20 protein-coding genes are annotated in these 17,814 nt (G+C 63.9%); 11 read left to right on the plus strand and 9 right to left on the minus strand.

Going from position 1 to position 17,814, the window contains the following annotated elements; all coding sequences use genetic code 11:
• Window positions 1-24 precede the first annotated feature (24 nt).
• Both LHL23_RS17530 and LHL23_RS17535 read right to left on the minus strand, forming a co-directional pair.
• A complete protein-coding gene (locus LHL23_RS17530) occupies window positions 25-825 on the minus strand; it encodes a TIGR03084 family metal-binding protein (RefSeq protein ID WP_226430895.1) in 801 nt (266 codons plus the stop codon).
• 97 nt (window positions 826-922) lie between these two features.
• Window positions 923-2,041 carry a THUMP domain-containing class I SAM-dependent RNA methyltransferase gene (locus tag LHL23_RS17535; protein ID WP_226430896.1) on the minus strand — a complete coding sequence of 373 codons (1,119 nt, stop codon included), beginning with the start codon at window positions 2,039-2,041 and terminating at the stop codon, window positions 923-925.
• 267 nt (window positions 2,042-2,308) lie between these two features.
• Here LHL23_RS17535 and LHL23_RS17540 point away from each other — a divergent pair, with 267 nt between their 5' ends.
• From LHL23_RS17540 to LHL23_RS17575, 8 genes are all read left to right on the plus strand, one after another.
• Window positions 2,309-4,042, plus strand: coding sequence for an ABC transporter substrate-binding protein (locus tag LHL23_RS17540; protein WP_222482311.1), 1,734 nt, complete (start codon window positions 2,309-2,311; stop codon window positions 4,040-4,042).
• A gap of 156 nt (window positions 4,043-4,198) precedes the next feature.
• Complete coding sequence (locus LHL23_RS17545) at window positions 4,199-5,263, plus strand: ABC transporter ATP-binding protein (protein ID WP_226430897.1); 1,065 nt, start codon at window positions 4,199-4,201, stop codon at window positions 5,261-5,263.
• Window positions 5,264-5,270: 7 nt separating this feature from the next.
• On the plus strand, window positions 5,271-6,371 hold the full coding sequence (locus LHL23_RS17550; RefSeq protein WP_226430898.1) for an ABC transporter ATP-binding protein: 1,101 nt from the start codon (window positions 5,271-5,273) through the stop codon (window positions 6,369-6,371).
• Window positions 6,371-7,234 (plus strand): carbohydrate ABC transporter permease, encoded by an 864-nt coding sequence (locus tag LHL23_RS17555; RefSeq protein ID WP_039189202.1) that lies wholly within the window; start codon window positions 6,371-6,373, stop codon window positions 7,232-7,234. Before LHL23_RS17550 ends, LHL23_RS17555 begins: the two co-directional genes overlap by 1 nt.
• Window positions 7,235-7,247: 13 nt before the next feature.
• Entirely contained in the window at window positions 7,248-8,045 is a 798-nt protein-coding gene (locus LHL23_RS17560) for a carbohydrate ABC transporter permease (protein WP_226430899.1), read from the plus strand.
• Entirely contained in the window at window positions 8,045-8,323 is a 279-nt protein-coding gene (locus LHL23_RS17565) for a DUF2160 domain-containing protein (protein WP_226430900.1), read from the plus strand. Before LHL23_RS17560 ends, LHL23_RS17565 begins: the two co-directional genes overlap by 1 nt.
• Window positions 8,324-8,568: 245 nt before the next feature.
• On the plus strand, window positions 8,569-8,985 hold the full coding sequence (locus LHL23_RS17570; RefSeq protein WP_019298165.1) for a BlaI/MecI/CopY family transcriptional regulator: 417 nt from the start codon (window positions 8,569-8,571) through the stop codon (window positions 8,983-8,985).
• On the plus strand, window positions 8,975-10,117 hold the full coding sequence (locus tag LHL23_RS17575) for a M56 family metallopeptidase (RefSeq protein WP_226430901.1): 1,143 nt from the start codon (window positions 8,975-8,977) through the stop codon (window positions 10,115-10,117). Before LHL23_RS17570 ends, LHL23_RS17575 begins: the two co-directional genes overlap by 11 nt.
• Window positions 10,118-10,206: 89 nt before the next feature.
• Here the strand turns inward: LHL23_RS17575 and LHL23_RS23575 are convergent, their stop codons facing one another.
• Window positions 10,207-11,331: a GNAT family N-acetyltransferase gene (locus LHL23_RS23575; protein ID WP_226430902.1), complete on the minus strand. Its 1,125-nt coding sequence runs from the start codon at window positions 11,329-11,331 to the stop codon at window positions 10,207-10,209.
• Window positions 11,332-11,651: 320 nt separating this feature from the next.
• On the opposite strand from LHL23_RS23575, the gene LHL23_RS17585 reads away from it, so the two are divergent.
• Window positions 11,652-11,897, plus strand: coding sequence for an EF-hand domain-containing protein (locus tag LHL23_RS17585; RefSeq protein WP_226430903.1), 246 nt, complete (start codon window positions 11,652-11,654; stop codon window positions 11,895-11,897).
• A gap of 129 nt (window positions 11,898-12,026) precedes the next feature.
• Here LHL23_RS17585 and LHL23_RS17590 read toward each other — a convergent pair whose 3' ends face one another.
• Genes LHL23_RS17590 through LHL23_RS17615 form a run of 6 tightly spaced genes read right to left on the minus strand, consistent with a single transcriptional unit; the run spans window position 12,027 to window position 16,914 of the window.
• A complete protein-coding gene (locus tag LHL23_RS17590; RefSeq protein ID WP_226430904.1) occupies window positions 12,027-12,251 on the minus strand; it encodes an NnrT protein in 225 nt (74 codons plus the stop codon).
• Entirely contained in the window at window positions 12,248-12,421 is a 174-nt protein-coding gene (locus LHL23_RS17595) for a hypothetical protein (RefSeq protein ID WP_167592837.1), read from the minus strand. Before LHL23_RS17595 ends, LHL23_RS17590 begins: the two co-directional genes overlap by 4 nt.
• 1 nt (window position 12,422) lies before the next feature.
• Window positions 12,423-14,303 (minus strand): nitric oxide reductase activation protein NorD, encoded by a 1,881-nt coding sequence (locus LHL23_RS17600; RefSeq protein WP_222482320.1) that lies wholly within the window; start codon window positions 14,301-14,303, stop codon window positions 12,423-12,425.
• A gap of 4 nt (window positions 14,304-14,307) precedes the next feature.
• Entirely contained in the window at window positions 14,308-15,102 is a 795-nt protein-coding gene (locus LHL23_RS17605; protein WP_222482321.1) for a CbbQ/NirQ/NorQ/GpvN family protein, read from the minus strand.
• 3 nt (window positions 15,103-15,105) lie between these two features.
• Window positions 15,106-16,449, minus strand: coding sequence for a cbb3-type cytochrome c oxidase subunit I (locus LHL23_RS17610; RefSeq protein ID WP_222482322.1), 1,344 nt, complete (start codon window positions 16,447-16,449; stop codon window positions 15,106-15,108).
• A gap of 12 nt (window positions 16,450-16,461) precedes the next feature.
• Window positions 16,462-16,914 carry a c-type cytochrome gene (locus LHL23_RS17615; RefSeq protein ID WP_226430905.1) on the minus strand — a complete coding sequence of 151 codons (453 nt, stop codon included), beginning with the start codon at window positions 16,912-16,914 and terminating at the stop codon, window positions 16,462-16,464.
• Between the two features lie 124 nt (window positions 16,915-17,038).
• Here LHL23_RS17615 and LHL23_RS17620 point away from each other — a divergent pair, with 124 nt between their 5' ends.
• Both LHL23_RS17620 and LHL23_RS17625 read left to right on the plus strand, forming a co-directional pair.
• The gene (locus LHL23_RS17620) at window positions 17,039-17,248 is read left to right on the plus strand and encodes a hypothetical protein (RefSeq protein ID WP_222482323.1); all 210 of its coding nucleotides are present in this window, start codon (window positions 17,039-17,041) and stop codon (window positions 17,246-17,248) included.
• 300 nt (window positions 17,249-17,548) lie between these two features.
• Window positions 17,549-17,806 (plus strand): YjhX family toxin, encoded by a 258-nt coding sequence (locus LHL23_RS17625; RefSeq protein WP_226430906.1) that lies wholly within the window; start codon window positions 17,549-17,551, stop codon window positions 17,804-17,806.
• Window positions 17,807-17,814: the final 8 nt, after the last annotated feature.

Raw genomic sequence — 17,814 nt, forward strand, 5'->3', positions numbered from 1 at the left:
TCCAGACCTCGCGGGGCCGAAGCTTCAGCCGCCTGCCCTGAAACGCGCCCCCTTGCCCGGCGGGTTTTCCGGCGGGCCCGCAAAGCACTGGGCGATGCGCATCCAGTTTTCTGCGGCTGCACCAGAGACCTGCAGCCGGGTGTCCTGTATGTTGCGCACCTGAGTGACGACCCGTGCAAACTCCACCGCAGAACCTTTGACATAAACCGCGTCCTGCGGGGCATTCCATTCCCAGACCGCCCCCGATGGCCCGGTCAGCTGGACAAAGGGCGCAGGCTCCGGCACGTCCAGCGCTCGGTTGCGGAAGCTCCAGCCATAGGTCGCCACCCCCAGATGCGCGATGTTGCGGATGCGGTCCTGCTCCTGCCGCTCATGCCCCAGAAGGTCGAACACTTCCTGCCCGTGCGCCCAGGTCTCCATCTGCCGGGCAGTGACGGAGCTGAGCGCGCTCATGTCCGGTCCGATCCATTTCAACCGCGCCTTGGGATCAGCTGCGGCGAAAGCATCGGCGCAGCGCTCCGCCCCTTCCTGCCAGGCCGAAAACAGGGCCCGGCCGCTGAGGCCGCCCAGCCAGGGAAACTGGCATTCGAGGATGGAGCGGCCTGCCTGCATGTCCCGCAGCACCGGTGCAATGAAGGCGGCAAAGGCGTCCTCGCCCTGCAGCGACGCCTCTGCCGCAGCGTTGAACAGATGCAGGTGTCCCAGCACATGATCAATGGTCCAGCCCTTGAACTGGGTTTCGCGGTGGAACTCCGCCTCTGGCAGATCCTCAAGGATGGCCGCGAGGGCGCGGCTCTCTGCGCGGAAATCTTCTGCCTGCTGCATGGTTCTCCCCTTTGCTCCGTCCGGCAGGATAGCCGGGCCGGGCGCAGGCCGGAAACAGAGACCAAACGTCACAAAATGAGCCGCCGGGGCGGCCGCCTCAGGGCAGCGGAGCGGTCTTGAACAGACGGATTTTCAGACCGCCGTGTGCGACTGGCGCACCAAACGGCAGAAACGGCAGATTGGTTGCCTTCGCCAGGCTGGTTTCCGAGGTGACGATACCCACGCGCCAGCCGGAGAAGCGCTCCGTCAGCACCTGCCCCAATGCGCCGTAAAGGGCATAGAGCAGTTTCTTGTTGCCGATCCGGGCGCCATAGGGCGGGTTGACGATGACCAGGCCCGGCGGGCCATCCGGGCGCTGCAAGTCGCTGACCGCGGCCTGGGAAAAACGGGTGCAATCGGCCACGCCCGCCCGATCCGCGTTTGCGGCTGCCATCTCCACGGCGCCCGCGTTGCGGTCGGAGCCGTAGAACAACATGCCCGTTTCGCGCGTCTCGCCTTGCTGCTTCAGTTCTGCCCAGGCGTCCGCATCAAAAGTTGCCAGCTGCTCAAAGGCAAAGCTGCGGCTGCGGCCGGGCAGCAGGCCCTTGGCGATCTCTGCCGCCTCGATCACGAAGGTGCCGGAGCCGCACATCGGGTCCACCACCGGCTCAGCCCCGTCATAGCCGCATTCGCGCAGGAACAGAGCAGCGAGGTTTTCCCGCATTGGCGCCTTGCCAACGGCGGATTTGTGGCCGCGCTTGTGCAGACCCTCGCCCGAGGTGTCGACGCTGAAGACGCAGAGGTTGTCCTCAATCCTGAGCTTGACCGTCAGCTCCGCATCCTTAGTGACAGGGGCGCCGAGGGTTTCGGCAATTGCCTTTTCCACACGCTGGGCAGCGGCGCCGGCGTGGTAGATCTTGGACTTCTTGTTGGTGGCAACCTCCACCTTCACCGGCACATCCGGGCGCAGCACCTCGCTCCAGGGAAACTTGCGCGACCGTTTGTCGAGCTGGGCCAGGTGGAAGGCGCGGAATTCGCCGATCCGGGCCAGTACCCGCGCGGCGCCGCGCAGGCACAGGTTGGCGCGCCAGACCTCACTCCAGTTGCCCTGCACCGTGACCCCGCCCGGTACTGCCTTGGGGGTGGCAAAACCCAGCTCCTTGGCCTCGGCCAGCAGCGCCTGTTCCAGTCCCGGCGGTGCGGTCAGGAAGATCTCGAATGTGCTTTCTTGCGTCATGCTGCCCTCCTTAGACGCAAAGCCCAGCCGCGGCGACTGTTTTTTCCGATCCCGCCATGAGGGAAATTTCCGCCGCGTCACAACCGCAGATGCTGCACTGCGGCATTGCGCGAACGCCCAATGGCGACACAATTTTTGCAATAAATTCAAGTCTCTACTCATTACTAAAAAATTAGTTTGACAACATAATCCAACCTATGAAAGCTCTATGCCAGTCAGGTGCAGCCAACGCGCAACTGGCCTCAAGAGACTTTCAGGGAGGAAAAGATGCGTAAGTATCTTCTCTCCGCAGCAGCCGTTTGTGCGGTGGTTGCGGGATCAATTGGCTATGCCGACGAAATGGCGGCCAAAAAATGGATTGATGAAGAATTCCAGCCGTCGGTTTTGACCAAGGATGAACAGCTGTCGGAGCTGCAGTGGTTCATCAAGGCGGCCGAGCCCTACAAGGGCATGGAAATCAACGTACTGTCGGAAGGCATCCCGACCCACAGCTACGAAAGCGAAGTGCTGACCAAGGCCTTCGAGGAAATCACCGGCATCAAGGTGAACCACCAGATCCTGGGTGAGGGCGAGGTCGTTCAGGCCGTGCAGACCCAGATGCAGACCAAGCGGAACCTCTATGACGCCTATGTCAATGACTCCGACCTGATCGGCACCCACTCGCGTCTGCAGCTGGCGTACAACCTGACCGACATGATGGCAGGCGAGTTCAAGGACGTGACCAACCCCGGCCTCGACCTGGATGACTTCATGGGCACCCAGTTCACCACCGGCCCTGACGGCGACCTGTACCAGCTGCCCGACCAGCAGTTCGCGAACCTCTACTGGTTCCGCAAGGACTGGTTCGACCGCGAAGACCTGCAGGCCGCGTTCAAGGAAAAGTACGGCTATGACCTGGGTGTTCCGGTCAACTGGTCCGCATATGAGGACATCGCCGAGTTCTTCAGCGAGCAGGTTAAGGAAATCGACGGCACCGCGATCTATGGCCACATGGATTACGGCAAGCGCGCGCCGGACCTTGGCTGGCGGATGACCGATGCCTGGCTGTCGATGGCCGGTGCCGGTTCGAAGGGTGAGCCGAACGGCGTGCCGATCGACGAATGGGGCATCCGCATGGAAGAAGGCTCCTGCAACCCGGCCGGTGCCAGCGTGACCCGCGGCGGCGCGGCAAACGGCCCGGCAGCGGTCTACGCGATCCGCAAGTGGGACGAATGGCTGCGCAAATACGCGCCTCCGGGTGCCGCGTCCTATGACTTCTACCAGTCGCTGCCGGCACTGGCCCAGGGCAACGTGGCGCAGCAGATCTTCTGGTACACCGCCTTCACCGCCGACATGGTGAAGCCGCAGTCCGAAGGCAACAACACCGTTGACGGCGACGGCAACCCGCTGTGGCGGATGGCGCCCAGCCCGCACGGCCCCTACTGGGAAGAAGGCCAGAAGGTCGGATATCAGGACGTGGGCTCCTGGACCTTCCTCAAGTCCACCCCGCTGGACCGCGCCCAGGCTGCCTGGCTCTATGCCCAGTTCGTGGTCTCCAAGACCGTGGACGTGAAGAAATCGCACGTTGGCCTGACCTTCATCCGCGATTCTTCCGTGAACCACGAAAGCTTCACCGAGCGCGCACCCAAGCTGGGCGGCCTGGTCGAGTTCTACCGTTCGCCTGACCGTGTGGCATGGTCGCCGACCGGCATCAACGTGCCGGACTATCCGAAGCTGGCCCAGATCTGGTGGCAGCAGATCGGTGACGTGAACTCCGGCGCCTTCACGCCGCAGGAAGCAATGGACCGTCTGGCCGAGGAAATGGACATCACCATGGCCCGTATGCAGCGCGCAGACGAGCAGGCGAATGTCTATGGCGGCTGCGGCCCGCGCCTGAACGAAGAGAAGGACGCGGAGTGGTGGTACGCCAATGGCGGCGCCAAACCGCCGCTGGAGAACGAGAAGCCGCAGGGCCAGACCGTCAACTATGACGAGCTGGTAGCCCGCTGGGCAACCAACTAAGGCCTCCTCCCGGTCCGGCCAGCGATCCCCATCATCTGGCCGGGCTGCATCAGGCCCCGGAGACCCTTTCCCGTCTTCCGGGGCCTTCTTCCCCAAGACAAGAGCGCGCCCCTGCCCCGCGCGCAAACAGGCCGCCTGCCGGAAAGTCAAAGCAAGATGGCACTCGAACTCAAGGGTGTGACCAAGCGCGTCGGCGCCATTCAGCACATCAAAGAAACCTCCCTGCTGCTGGAGCCCGGTCACTTTAACGTCCTCCTCGGCGCCACCGGCTCCGGAAAGACCTCTCTTATCAAACTGATGGCGGGCCTCGACCCGATGGCCAGCGGCCAGGTGCTGATGGATGGCGAGGATGTCAGCCGTCTCAGCACCCAGAAGCGCAACATCAGCCTGGTGCATCAGTTCTTCATCAACTACCCGCATATGACGGTTTTCGAAAACATCGCCTCGCCGCTGAAGGTGGCTGGAATGGCGAAGTCGGAAATCGAGGCCCGCGTCGAGGAAGCCGCGGCGATCCTGCAGCTGAAGCCTATGCTGCACCGCCGCCCGCATGAGCTGTCCGGCGGCCAGCAGCAGCGCTGCGCCCTGGCCCGGGCGATTGCCAAGGAAAGCCGTGCGGTGTTCCTAGACGAACCGCTCGCCAACCTCGACTACAAGCTGCGCGAGGAATTGCGCGACCAACTGCCCGAGCTGTTTGCCGGCCGCGGCGCGGTCGTGGTCTATGCTACCTCCGAACCCGAAGAGGCGCTGCTTCTGGGCGGCAAGACCGCGCTGATGCGTGACGGCCGGGTGACCCAGTTCGGCCCCACCGCAGAGATCTACCGCAACCCCGGCAATGTCGATGCGGCACGGGTGTTCTCCGACCCGCCGATCAACACCGCCGAGATCACTAAGCAGGGCAGCATGGCCCGGCTGGGCGCAGGCGTCACCTGGGAGCTGGCCGGCGACGCCGCCGGGCTGGCCGACGGCACCTACACCATCGCGATCCGCCCGCACCACGTGCTGCCGCAGCCCCGCAACGGCGCCGATGTGCAGCTGTCAGGCCAAGTGCAGGTGACGGAACTCTCCGGCTCTGAAAGCTCTGCCCATTTCGACATGGGCTCCGGCAGCTGGGTCTCGCTGGCCCACGGCGTCCATCCCTACCAGGTGGGCGAGCTGCACGACTTCTACATGGATCCCGCGCAGGCATACTTCTTTGCCCCCGACGGCAGCCGCGCGGCGTGAGGCATCAATGGCTAAAATAACTCTCTCCAAACTGCGCCACAGCTATCTTTCAACGCCCAAATCCGCCTCGGATTACGCGCTGAAAGAAATCGATCTCGACTGGACCGACGGCGGCGCCTATGCGCTGCTCGGCCCCTCGGGCTGCGGCAAATCCACCCTGCTCAACATCATCTCCGGCCTGCTGGTGCCGTCCGAGGGCCAGATCTTGTTCGACGGCAACGACGTCACCGCCCTGCCCCCGGACCAGCGCAACATTGCCCAGGTGTTCCAGTTCCCGGTGATCTACGACACCATGACGGTTTACGACAACCTGGCCTTCCCGCTCAGGAACCGCGGCCGGGACGAGGCCACCGTGCACAAGCGGGTGATGGCAATTGCCGAGATGCTCGAAGTCACCGAGATGCTGGAGCAGAAGGCCGCGGGCCTCAGCCCCGACAACAAGCAGAAGATCTCCATGGGCCGCGGCCTGGTGCGCGAGGACGTCAACGTTGTGATGTTCGACGAGCCGCTCACCGTGATCGACCCGCACCTGAAGTGGAAGCTGCGCTCCAAGCTGAAGGAGCTGCACCAGCGGGTGAAGGCGACGATGATCTACGTCACCCACGACCAGACCGAGGCGCTGACATTCGCCGATCAGGTGGTGGTGATGCAGCTGGGCGAGGTGGTGCAGATCGGCACACCAGTGGAGCTGTTCGAGCGCCCTGCGCATACGTTCGTCGGCCATTTCATCGGCTCGCCCGGGATGAACATCCTGCCCTGCGAGCTGCAGCACGGCGCTGCCGTGTTTGCCGGCCAGCAGATTGCACTCGAAGGCCCCATCCGGGGTGCAGCAGACGGCCAGACCGAAATCGGCATCCGCCCGGAGTTCGTCTCGCTGGCGGACCACGGCCTGCCCGCCACGGTCACCAAGGTCTCTGACATCGGCCGCCACACGGTGGTGGAATGCGAGGCCGGCGGCTGCCGCATCAACGCCGTGACCGAAGGCGCCGCGCCGGAAAGAGGCAGCGCCGTGCACCTGGCCTTCCGCCAGGACATGACCCGGCTTTACGTGGACGGCTGGCTTGCCACTGCCCCGGCCAATGCCACCGGCGAACAAGGAGCAGCCTGATGAAAACCGAAAACCAGAAAGCCTGGTTCTTTGTCCTGCCGGTGCTGGCGCTGGTCGCCTTCAACGCGCTCATTCCGATGATGACGGTGGTCAACTACTCGGTGCAGGAGACCTTTGGCGACAACGTGTTCTTCTGGCAGGGCCTGGACTGGTTCCAGCAGATCCTGCGCTCCGACCGGTTCCACGCGGCGCTTGGCCGCCAGTTCATGTTCACCTTCCTGATCCTGATCATCGAGGTGCCGCTGGGCATCGCCATTGCGCTGTCGATGCCGCGCAAGGGGTTCTGGGTTCCGGTGTGCCTGGTGCTGATGGCGCTGCCGATGCTGATCCCGTGGAACGTGGTCGGCGCGATGTGGAACATCTTCACCCTGCCCGATATCGGCCTCTTGGGCTATTTCCTGAACCATGTGCTGGGCATCTCCTATGACATGACGCAGGATCCGGTTGCGGCCTGGGTGACCATCGTCACCATGGATGTCTGGCACTGGACCTCGCTGGTGGTGCTGCTGAGCTATGCCGGCCTGGTGTCGATCCCCGACGCCTATTACCAGGCGGCCAAGATCGACGGCGCCTCCAACTGGGCGGTGTTCCGGTTCATTCAGCTGCCGAAGATGAAGACGGTGCTGACCATCGCCATCCTGCTGCGCTTCATGGACAGCTTCAACATCTACACCGAGCCGTTCGTGCTGACCGGCGGTGGCCCCGGCAACTCCACCACGCTCTTGTCGATCGACCTGGTGAAAATCGCGCTTGGCCAGTTCGACCTCGGCCCCGCCGCTGCCATGTCGCTCATCTATTTCGCAATCACGCTCCTGGTCTCCTGGCTGTTCTACACGCTGATGACCAAGGACGACCTGAACTAAGGGAGGGATCACGATGCAGAAACGATCCATTGTCCCCATCGTCTATATCCTGTTCCTGATGCTGCCGATCTACTGGCTGGTGGCGATGAGCTTCAAGACGACCAATGAAATCCTGTCGGGCTTCTCGCTGTTCCCGCAGACTTTCACGCTGGACAACTACACGACCATCTTCACCGATCCCAGCTGGTACTGGGGCTACATCAACTCGATTGCCTACGTGTCGATCAACACGGTGATCTCCATCGCGGTGGCGTTGCCGGCGGCCTACGCCTTCAGCCGCTACCGGTTCCTGGGCGACAAGCAGCTGTTCTTCTGGCTGCTGACCAACCGGATGGCGCCTGCGGCCGTCTTTGCCCTGCCGTTCTTCCAGCTCTACTCCGCCGTCGAACTGTTCGACACCCACCTAGCCGTGGCGCTTGCGCACTGCCTGTTCAACATCCCGCTGGCAGTCTGGATCCTGGAAGGCTTCATGGGCGGCGTGCCCAAGGAGCTGGACGAGACCGCCTTTGTCGACGGCTATTCCTTCCCGCGCTTCTTTGCGACGATCTTTGTGCCGTCGATCAAGGCGGGCGTGGGTGTGGCAGCTTTCTTCTGCTTCATGTTCTCCTGGGTGGAGCTGCTGCTGGCCAAGACCCTGACCGCCGTCGCCGCCAAGCCGATTGCCGCCACCATGACCAAGACCGCCTCCAGCGCGGGTTATGAACTGGGGCTGCTGGCGGCTGCGGGAACTCTGACAATCATTCCGGGCGCCATCGTGATCTGGTTTGTCCGCAACTACATCGCGAAGGGTTTCGCGATGGGGAGGGTGTAATGCTTTCATGGATGGCCTGGACCTGGCCCACTGCCCTGTTGTTCATCGGCATCTTCAGCGCCATCGCCGTGCTGATCATCGCCGAAATCCGCCACCCCGGCGGCGCGGCCCGCAAGGGCGTGCTCGGCCTCACCACCACCCGCGGCGACCGGCTGTTCATCAGCCTTCTGGGCACCTCCTACATCTTCCTGGCCTGGCTGGGACTGGTGGGGATGCCGCTGTGGTGGCCGCTGGGGCTGTCGATCGCCTGGGGCGTCTTCTGCTTCTGGAAGGTCTGACCAGCGATCCCAAACAAAATCGGGACAGGCCTTGAAGGCAAACCTGCCCTTCAAGGCCTTCTCAGCCAAAACCTTGAACCGATGCGCCAGGCACCGTCCCGAAGACTGGCCGATCACCCCGCAACCTGCTGAGAAGACTCGCGCGGCAGCACACATTTTGACAACAAAAGCCCCGCCGCCGCGCATCTTCTAAAAAAATAGTTTTCACGGAAGCCTGCTTCCCCTAGCATGACTGGAACGATCAAATGAGCCGGACTGCCGAGGCGATGCGCAAGAAACACGACACTTCCCTGCTGACCGAGGTTGAGCTGGAATTCATGACCGTCGTCTGGGACATGGGCGGCGGCACCGTGCGCGATATCCTTGCCGAGTTGAACAAGATGCAGGAACGCGCCTACACCTCGGTGGCCACGGTTCTCAAGATCATGGAACAGAAGGGCTTCCTCACCAGCGAGCGCAAGGACCGCTCCCTGGTCTACCGCCCCGCCGTTCCCAAGGCAGAGTATCAGAAAACATCTCTGAAAAACCTTTCGAGCAAGCTTTTCAACGGCGCGCCCGCCGCATTGGTGGCGCGGCTGGTCGATGATGAGGATGTGACCGACGAGATGCTCGAGGAGATGCGGGCGCTCTTGGAGGAAAGGCTGGGGGATAATGAACGCTGATGTTCTGCTGAATGCCTATATTGATCTGAATATCCTGCTGCTGGCGGGCACCCTGCTGTGGTTCGCCGCCCGCAAGGCGCTGGCACGCAGCCCGCTGGGGCGCGCCTACCGGCCGCAGCTGCGGTTGTTGAATGGCATGACGGTGCTGCTGGCGGCCTCGCCCCTGCTGATCCTGGCCTTCACCCGGTTCGTCATCGCCCATCCGCCGAATTTCTCCGACATGCTGGTTTCGCAGTACTTGCAGGGCAACGTCAGCATGAGCGCCGACACGTTCGAGGCCACCCTAGGCCTGCGCGAGGACGCGGTGCGCGGCCTCACCAGCCTGCAGCCGGCTTGGGCGCAAACCATTGCCGCAGCCTTTGCCGCCGGGGCGCTGATCTGCCTGGCGCATGTGGCGGTTTCCGTCTTCCGGCTGCGCCAAAATCTGGCGGGTGCCTTTGTCTGGAAACGCATCGGCCGGGTACAGCTGATGGTGTCCGATGACATCCGCGTGGCCTATTCCACCCGCGGGCCGTTTTGCCGCTATGTGGTGCTGCCCTCGTCGCTGCTGAACGACCCGCGCGACCTGCGCCTGACCATCGCCCATGAGCTGCAGCATTTCCGCCAGCGCGACATCGAATGCGAGTTTCTGCTGGAGATGCTGCGCCCGCTGCTGTTCTGGAACCCGGCCTTTTACCTGTGGCGCCGAGAGGTGCGGCTGCTGCGCGAGTTTGCCTGTGACCAGGCGCTGATGGCGCGGCCTTCTTTCGATGTGCGCGCCTATTGCGAATGTCTGATCCGCGCCTGCGCTCATGCAGCCCGCGGCCCGGCCCTGTTCATGCGCCGCAGCCCTGCAGTGGCGCTGGTTGACCGCCGCGAAACCCGCCGCGGCGCGTCGCTGCAACGGCGGATCATCGCGGTGACGGCGGTTCAGCCGCGGGGGCCGAACTCGCTGGGCTGGGGTCTGGTCTCCCTGGCGATGGCCGGCGTGGTGCTGGCAACGGCGATGCTGCTGCAGCGCCCCAGCGACTGGAGCCATGACCGCATCATGCTGTCGACCATCGTCAACCTGGAGCGCATGGCAACCCGCAACAGCGCCCCGGACCTTGCCGTCAGCGCGCTAAACGGCGGCTTTGCTGTCCCGTCGCAATAAACCTGCCGCCGATTTAAGCTGACCGGGCCGGCCTGCCTTTTGCCATGCCCGCGGGCCGGGACGGCAGTTTCATCCTGCCTCCGGCATTTTCAGCCAAAAAAAGCGGAATTTTTCCGGGGCGCCAGCTGCTGCAGCTTGCGCGCTTTCTGCCCCACCGGCCGCAGCAGTTCCCGCACCGCCAGCCACAGGTCGGCCCGGCGGTAGCGGCGGCAGATCCGCAGCCGGTGGAACGTCTCGTAACTGTCACCGAGGTGATCCAGAAACTGCGTCGAACGCAGGGTGTTGGAGGTCTTGAGCCCGCGCGCAACGGCGGTTTCGATCCCCCGCCAGGCCATGATCCGGCCGGGGGATACCCGGCCATGGGTCACGTCGAAGTCCAGAGCCAGCCTGTAGGATATGCTGCCCGCCTCGGCGCACAGGCTGCTGGCCGCGGGGCGGCCGTCAATGGTCAGCAGATGCAGCACCATCCTGCCGCGGGCCGATAGCCGCCGCCAAAGCTCCTCGAAGAACACGCGGGTGCGCTGGCTGCTGCCGCCGCCGGTGCCCAGGCGGACTTTGCGCGCCGACAGGGCCAGCACCCCGTCGAGGATGCGATCCGCGCCGCCGCCCGGTCGGTCTGCGGTCAGGATTTCGTGCTCCCTTTGCTGCAGCGCACGGTGCCCGGCCCGCAGCAAGCGGCGGAATTTCCGGCTGCGCCGCGCTAGGCAGGCGTCCAGCCCGTCGTCATGGCGGCAAAGCGCTGCGCGAAGCTCCTGGCGCTGGCGGCTGCGCAAATGGCCGCCGCGGTGCGCCGCGGCCATCCACCCAAAGGCGCCGGCGGCCCGCATCGGGGCCAGATCCGCGACATCGCAATCCCGGGCCGCCAGCATCTCTTCCAGCAGCGCGGCGGCATCCGCCTCATGCCCCGGAACCGCCAGCGCATCGTGGAACCCGGCCCGGTTGCTGCACAGCATCGACAGTTTACGCAGGCGCGGCCCGCCCCGCCACAGCGGTTCCCGTTTCAGCCCCAGCGGCAGCGCCGCCGTCAGCTGGCCGTCACGCCACACACAGCCGATCCGCGGCACCGCTTCGCTGCCGAAGGCCGCGGTCCAGGCCAGCATCCAATCCATCGACGAGAACGGGCCGCCGCCAGAGGCGCCGTGCAGCTCTGCCCAGGCAGGCTGCAGCGCTTCCAGCGCATCAAGACTGGTAATGATTTCTGTCCTTGCAGCCACGATACCCGCCGCTCCTCAGCACACACCTAGCAATCTAGACGGCTGCCGGGCCTTTTCCACGCGCGCGGCGGAAATTTCAGCGCTTGCGGCAGGCAGATTACCGCAAGCGCGGTGCCCGGCCGTGGGCGGAGAAAGGATCAGCCCGTTTCCGGAGCGGCAAAGCGCCGAGCGGACCGGGTCAATCCGGCAGCCCCGCGCCGGAAACTGCAACCCTGCGGCAAGAGCATGGAAGCAAGCGCCGCGGCGGCCTAGCACTGGCCCACGGCACGCGGAAGACCGTGGCCTCAGGAAGACCAAAACAATTGAATGGAGTGTCTCACATGAACAAATTTGCGCTGACCGCCGCCTTTGCTGCTTTGGCCGCTTCGCCGCTGGCGGCGATGGATACCATCACCGAGGCCGATACCGACGGCAATGGCACCTATTCGCTGGAAGAGCTGCAGGCAGTGTTTCCCGACCTGACAGAGGAAACCTTTGCGACCATCGACGCCGATGCCGACGGCGAGGCGGATCTGACCGAGGTGAAGGCAGCGGAGGAAGCCGGCCTCTTGGCAGCGGCTGGCTGATCCCGCGGCAAGGCGGCTCACCCCCCCTCGCAAAACGGGCCGCCTTGCCTTTTCCGCTGTTCGCCTGATCTCAAAACGAGACAAGGCCCTGCTGTGCAGGGCCTTGTCTGTTTCATGCCGCCGCGAGGGTCAGCCGCCGTCCGCCTGCCGCTTCAGCCGCTCGATGTGGCGGGCAAAGACATAGGTTACTGGCAAGCCCAGCAGCAGCCCCCATGCCACCGATTCGTAGGGGGTCAGCACCCGCCAGCCGATCCAGCTGCCAATCAGCGAGGCAAAGAAGATGTTGATGGCCGCCGCACCCGCCCCGAACGGGTAAAGCGCCGCCAGCAGCCGCCAGGAAGGCCGCGGTGTCATCGCCGGCTGACCAGGTATTGGACAAACCCCAGGCTGACGATCAGGGCGATAGAGCCTATCAGAAACCAGAATTCCGCGGTTTCGGTCTGCGGCTGCGGGATCGGGCGTTCGAAGGTGGCGGCAAAGGCGCTGGAGGGGGCCAGCAGGGCCAAAGAGAGGATGCGTTTCATCTCAGTGCTCCATGGTCAGGGATTGATAGATTTCCGGCAGTGCGCGCGGCAGCCTGTCCGGGTCGGGCAAGAGGGTGAAACCCGCGCGCCCGAAGATGCGGGCAAACCAGTCCTGCCCGTCGGCGTCGATCACCACACCATGCACCGACTGGCCCAGGGCGCGCGCCTCGCGCACCGCCATGCGGCTGTCCTCGATGCCATGCACGCCTTCATAGTGGTCCAGATCGTTGGGCTTGCCGTCGGTCAGCACCAAGAGCAGGCGGCGTTCGGATCCTTCCTCTGCCAGCTGGGCGGAGGCATGGCGGATTGCCGCGCCGAGCCTTGTGTAGTGGCCGGGCTTGAAGCCACCGATGCGGGCGGTGACCGCCTCGGACATCGGATCCTCGAACCCTTTGGCGCGGGTCAGGAACACCCGGTCGCGGCGCAGGGAGGAGAACCCCCAGATGCCCAGCCGGTCGCCCGCGGTGGCAATGCCGCCTGCAAGCGCTGCCAGGGATTCGCGGGCGGTCTCGATCACCGGGCGGTCACCGACCGTGGCCTCGGTGGAGCGGGAGCAGTCCATCAGCACTGCCACGCTCAGGTCGCGGGCCATCGGGCGGCTGGCCTGCCAGACCCGGTCGCTGCCCTGCTGGCCGCAGGCCAGATCGACATGGGATTTGACCACCGCTTCCAGGTCCAGCTCGTCGCCGTCCAGCTGCCGCGGCAGCATCACCCGGCGCGGGTGCAGCGGCGCAAACTGGCGGCGCACCCGGGCGACCAGCCGCGGATCGGGATGGAAGCTGTCCGCGGGCTTGCCTTCGGCCTCCAGCACGCAGGTGTGCGCGGGCATGTGCTTGCCCAGCCGGTGGTTCCATTCGGGATAGGTGAACTGCCCCGCCAGCCGTTCATGCTCGGCGTCCTGCGGCGACAGGTCCAGCGAGATCCGCAGCCGCGAGGCCGCGCGCTTCATATGCTGCGAGAGGGTGAGATTGTCCTGATCCTCCGCCGCTTTCTGGGCATTCTCGTTGTCGTCGTCATCCACCATCCGGTTGATGTTCAGGCTCTCGGCCCAGGACAGGATGGACTCGAACCGGTGGACGATGAAGCTGTCCTTGCGGGTGGTCTGGTCCTGATCCTGCCGCTTGGCTGTTTTGCGGGTGGAGACAGCAAGGCCCGGGGTCTTCATCTCCTCATCCGCTGCGGGGGCTGCCCCCCTGCCCGCTTGCGGCACCGGCAGGCGCAGCCAGAACGGCACCGGCTGATAGGTCCGGTAGCCGCGCGGCGCGGTGCAGGTGCAGGGCTCGGCGATGCGGCAGTCGGTGCCGATCTGATCCAGCACCATCCGTTCGATCCGCGCTTCGGAACGCGGCAGGCCGTTGCGCTTGCGGGTCTCGGCAATATGCGCACAGAAGGCGCCATAGGCAGACCGCAGCCCGGGACAGGCGGCAAACACCTTGTCCGCGGCGCGGGCATTGGCAGCGATCTCCAGCTGATCGGCCTGATACCGGTCTTCGTTGCGCTCAGGCAATTCGATCGAGGCGGCCATTGCGGCCAGCCACAGGTAGGCCTTGCGGTTCAGCTCCGGGCTTGGAAAGACTGACATTTCCGGCGGCAGGCGCAGGCGCTCGCCGTCGAAACTGGCGGTGTATACCATTTCCCGAGGGGTGCCGATGCGGCGCAGCCGGTCCGGACGATGGTCCGACAGCACCGCGGGCGCCACCTGGATCTCCACGCCCCCGGCCCCGCCCAGCGCCCGGAACAGCGCCGCAACGCTGGCGCGCATGTCCTCGAACCGGACGGTGTGCTCAGCACCATCCTCTGCGGCGCCGATCCGTGTGGCCATGCCATGCCACAGGTTGCCAACCGTTTCTTCGGGTTCCAGAAGGTCGAGAGCGTGAATCATGGCATCACCCGTAGACGCTGGCGGCAAGGTCGCGCAGCGCCTGCTGCACGTCGGCCTCGTCGCTGAGGGGTTCGATGATGGCGGCCTCCACCGCGCGCTCCACGCTCATGCCCTTGGCAATCAGCGTGGCGGCGTAGATCAAGAGGCGGGTGGAGACACCTTCCTCCAGGTCCATGCCGGAGAGCTTGCGGATATGGCCCGCCAGCCGCACCAGCGCAGCGGATCGGTCCTCGTCCAGCCCGCTCTCGGCGGCAACCACCGCGGTTTCGGCGGAAGCTTCCGGGAAGTCGAAGCCGATCGACAGGAAGCGCTGCCGGGTCGAGGGCTTCAGCTTCTTCAGGATGTTCTGGTAGCCGGGGTTGTAGCTCGCGACCAGCATGAAGGGCTTGGGCGCGGCCAGCTCCTCGCCGGTGCGGTCGATGACTAGGCGGCGGCGGTCGTCGGTCAGCGGGTGCAGCACCACCGCCACATCCTTCCTGGCCTCGACCACCTCGTCGAGGTAGCAGATGCCGCCCTCGCGCACCGCGCGGGTCAGCGGGCCATCCACCCAGACCGTTTCGCCGCCCTTCAGCAGGTAGCGCCCGATCAGGTCGGCGGCCGACAGGTCGTCATGGCAGGCAACGGTGTGGAGGGGCAGCCCGAGCCGGGCTGCCATATGTTCCACGAACCGCGTCTTGCCGCAGCCGGTGGGCCCCTTCAAAAGAAGGGGCAGACCGTTTGCTTGGGCCATCTCGAAGACGGTGCATTCATCGCCTGCGGGACGGTAGAAGGGAACAGAAGGCATGTTCATAGCGTTCATGGCTTACTCTCCCGCCACGGCCGCGGGGCCGGGTTTGATGACTTCGCGGCGGACCACCACGGTTGCGTAGATGAACAGCAGTGCACCCAGCACAACCACCACGCCAGAGCCGAGGCGCATGAGGAAGAATAGTCCCAGCTGGTCCTGCACGTCCATGAAGTATTCACCGACAATGCGCTGCATGTGGGTCTGGATGGTGCCGGCAAAGGTCAGCACGAAGGTCATGAAGGCCATGCCGCCGGTCATCAGCCAGAAGGACGCCATGTTCAGCACCTGGTTATAGGGGTCGCGGTTCCTGAGCTGCGGCATCGCGTAGGTGAACATCGCCAGGTTCATCGCCACATAGGCGCCGTAGAACGCGAGGTGCCCGTGCGCGGCGGTGATCTGGGTGCCGTGGGTATAGTAGTTCACCCCGTGCAGCGTGTGCAGGAAGCCCCAGACGCCGGCGCCGAAGAACGCCACGGTGGATGCACCCAGCGACCACAGCAGAGCGGCCTTGTTCGGGTGGTTCTTGCGGCCCTTCCAGACCATGACGAAGGCAAAGCTCATCATCGCGAAGAACGGGATCACTTCCAGGGTCGAGAAGATCGAGCCGATCCACTGCCAGTAGCCGGGGGTGCCGATCCAGAAGAAGTGGTGGCCGGTGCCGAGGATGCCGGAGAACAGAGCCAGGGCAACGATGACATAGAGCCATTTCTCCACCACCTCGCGGTCAACACCGGTCAGCTTCAGCATCAGGTAGCCGAGGATTGCGGCCATCACCAGTTCCCAGGTGGCTTCCACCCACAGGTGGACAACGAACCACCAGTACATCTTGTCGAGCGACAGGTTGTCCGGGTTGATGAAGGCAAAGATCCACAAGAGCGACAGCAGCCACAGACCCATCAGCAGGATGTTGGTGATCGCCGTCTTGCGGCCCGCCAGCACGGTCAGGGAGATGTTCACGAGGAAGATCACCGCCGCAACCAGGATGCCGAACTTAACCCACAAGGGCTGTTCCAGGAACTCCCGCCCGCCGTGGATGCCGACGAGGTAGGAGCCGACGGCGCCCAGGGTGCCGACCACCAGAATGGCCAGCTGTATATAGGCCAGCTTGACCGAGAACAGTTCACGCTCGGATTCCTCGGGGATCAGGTAATAGGCGGCGCCGAAGAAGCCCAGCAGCAGCCAGACCACCAGCGCGTTGGTGTGCAGCATCCGCACGATGTTGAACGGCAGAAGCTCGCTCAGCGTGTTGGGCCAGACATAGATCCAGCCGGCCAGAAGGCCGCCCAGAACCTGAATGGCAAACAGGCCCATTGCCACCATGAAATAGGCATAGGCCACTTTTTGAGATTGATATTTCATTGTTTCTCTCCCTCAGCCTGCGTCGTTCGGCGGCCAGTTCTGGGTATCGGTCTGATCCGCCCAGCGCAGGAATTCGGACAAGGCCTTGGTCTCTTCTTCCGTCAGGTCGAAGAACGGCATCTGGCGGCGGCCCTCGACGCCGGAGGGCTGCGCCTTCATCCAGCCGTCGAGCATTTCATAGGCGCCTTCGGGGTCGTCCAGCACGCCCCAGCGGGTCATGACGTTGCCGACTTCGGGTGCGAAATAGGCGCCCTCGCCGTGCAGCGTGTGGCAATTGATGCAGGAGTGGCGCTCCCACACATGCTTGCCCTGGCGCACCTCGTCGGTCAGCTCCATGCCAGCTGTGGATTTGTTTACGATGAATCGGTGGCTATGCGCGGTCATGGCCACGAACACGACGACGAAGAACAAGGAGCCCCCGTAGAACACGTTCCTGGCCCGCGACTTGGTAAGTATCTCTGACATATCGCGGTCCTGAGTACAGTTGCGGATGTATTCTGCGTAAACCCGCGCACCGTCTCATATGTTGTTGAAGCGCAAAGACCGGGCGCATTGCTGCACGCAAGATGCAGGAAAAGGAGGAAGCCCGATGCGCCGACCCGACTTCGACGACCCCGACTTGCCCCTGTCAGAACTGTTCCACCACTGGCCCGACTGTGCCGGCGAATTCATGCGCCGCCAGATGCTCTGCCCCGGCTGCCCGATCGCGCCGTTCCACACGCTGATCGACGCCTGCGAGGAATACGGGCTGGAGGAGATGGCGTTCCGGGAGCAGCTGCGGGGGATGGTGGGGGCATAGCCCACGTTTTGGAAGGAGTGACCGCAGCGAGCCCAAACGCACCAAGGATTCCCCTGCAGCGAAGCTCCGCTGGATTCGCGCCGCTCCTTTGCCAAGCCAATTGACGTTTCTAAAGTTGGAGCCTAAGTACGAGAGGCGCTTGAGGCGAGTTGCCTCTTGCAATGGAGATTTTATGAAAGAGACCCGGGCCTAACGCCCGTTCCTGGCGAAGCAAATTCAGGAACACCAACAAAGATAGGCACACTCACGCGCTACGCTGGGTGCCCTGTTTCTGTGCTTTCATAAAATCGAGACATCCCAATGAACATCTCAAAGCACGAGCAACGTGTTTTGCATGAGCTCGCCTTAGGCGGCGAGATAAAATACACGCGCGCTGACAATGGTAAGGTGCAATCCGTTCAATGTTTTACACGTGACGGCTTTGTCTTCTCAGCCTGCACGATGGACGTATTCAAGCGCCTGAAAGACAAGCGCTTCATCAAATCGAAGAATGGCCACCCCTATCGCATTACGCATTTAGGGAACCAATCCGTGCGTTCGCAAATGAACCAGCGATAGACAAGGGT

It is taken from the genome of Leisingera sp. McT4-56 (assembly GCF_020514995.1).
Classification (GTDB): domain Bacteria; phylum Pseudomonadota; class Alphaproteobacteria; order Rhodobacterales; family Rhodobacteraceae; genus Leisingera; species Leisingera aquaemixtae_A.

Excerpts from the sequence above, each read along its gene's own strand:
- LHL23_RS17530 (WP_226430895.1), bottom strand. The coding sequence starts at position 825 with ATGCAGCAGGCAGAAGATTTCCGCGCAGAGAGCCGCGCCCTCGCGGCC.
- LHL23_RS17535 (WP_226430896.1), bottom strand. The coding sequence starts at position 2,041 with ATGACGCAAGAAAGCACATTCGAGATCTTCCTGACCGCACCGCCGGGA.
- LHL23_RS17540 (WP_222482311.1), top strand. The coding sequence starts at position 2,309 with ATGCGTAAGTATCTTCTCTCCGCAGCAGCCGTTTGTGCGGTGGTTGCG.
- LHL23_RS17545 (WP_226430897.1), top strand. The coding sequence starts at position 4,199 with ATGGCACTCGAACTCAAGGGTGTGACCAAGCGCGTCGGCGCCATTCAG.
- LHL23_RS17550 (WP_226430898.1), top strand. The coding sequence starts at position 5,271 with ATGGCTAAAATAACTCTCTCCAAACTGCGCCACAGCTATCTTTCAACG.
- LHL23_RS17555 (WP_039189202.1), top strand. The coding sequence starts at position 6,371 with ATGAAAACCGAAAACCAGAAAGCCTGGTTCTTTGTCCTGCCGGTGCTG.
- LHL23_RS17560 (WP_226430899.1), top strand. The coding sequence starts at position 7,248 with ATGCAGAAACGATCCATTGTCCCCATCGTCTATATCCTGTTCCTGATG.
- LHL23_RS17565 (WP_226430900.1), top strand. The coding sequence starts at position 8,045 with ATGCTTTCATGGATGGCCTGGACCTGGCCCACTGCCCTGTTGTTCATC.
- LHL23_RS17570 (WP_019298165.1), top strand. The coding sequence starts at position 8,569 with ATGAGCCGGACTGCCGAGGCGATGCGCAAGAAACACGACACTTCCCTG.
- LHL23_RS17575 (WP_226430901.1), top strand. The coding sequence starts at position 8,975 with ATGAACGCTGATGTTCTGCTGAATGCCTATATTGATCTGAATATCCTG.
- LHL23_RS17585 (WP_226430903.1), top strand. The coding sequence starts at position 11,652 with ATGAACAAATTTGCGCTGACCGCCGCCTTTGCTGCTTTGGCCGCTTCG.
- LHL23_RS17590 (WP_226430904.1), bottom strand. The coding sequence starts at position 12,251 with ATGACACCGCGGCCTTCCTGGCGGCTGCTGGCGGCGCTTTACCCGTTC.
- LHL23_RS17595 (WP_167592837.1), bottom strand. The coding sequence starts at position 12,421 with ATGAAACGCATCCTCTCTTTGGCCCTGCTGGCCCCCTCCAGCGCCTTT.
- LHL23_RS17600 (WP_222482320.1), bottom strand. The coding sequence starts at position 14,303 with ATGATTCACGCTCTCGACCTTCTGGAACCCGAAGAAACGGTTGGCAAC.
- LHL23_RS17605 (WP_222482321.1), bottom strand. The coding sequence starts at position 15,102 with ATGAACGCTATGAACATGCCTTCTGTTCCCTTCTACCGTCCCGCAGGC.
- LHL23_RS17610 (WP_222482322.1), bottom strand. The coding sequence starts at position 16,449 with ATGAAATATCAATCTCAAAAAGTGGCCTATGCCTATTTCATGGTGGCA.
- LHL23_RS17615 (WP_226430905.1), bottom strand. The coding sequence starts at position 16,914 with ATGTCAGAGATACTTACCAAGTCGCGGGCCAGGAACGTGTTCTACGGG.
- LHL23_RS17620 (WP_222482323.1), top strand. The coding sequence starts at position 17,039 with ATGCGCCGACCCGACTTCGACGACCCCGACTTGCCCCTGTCAGAACTG.
- LHL23_RS17625 (WP_226430906.1), top strand. The coding sequence starts at position 17,549 with ATGAACATCTCAAAGCACGAGCAACGTGTTTTGCATGAGCTCGCCTTA.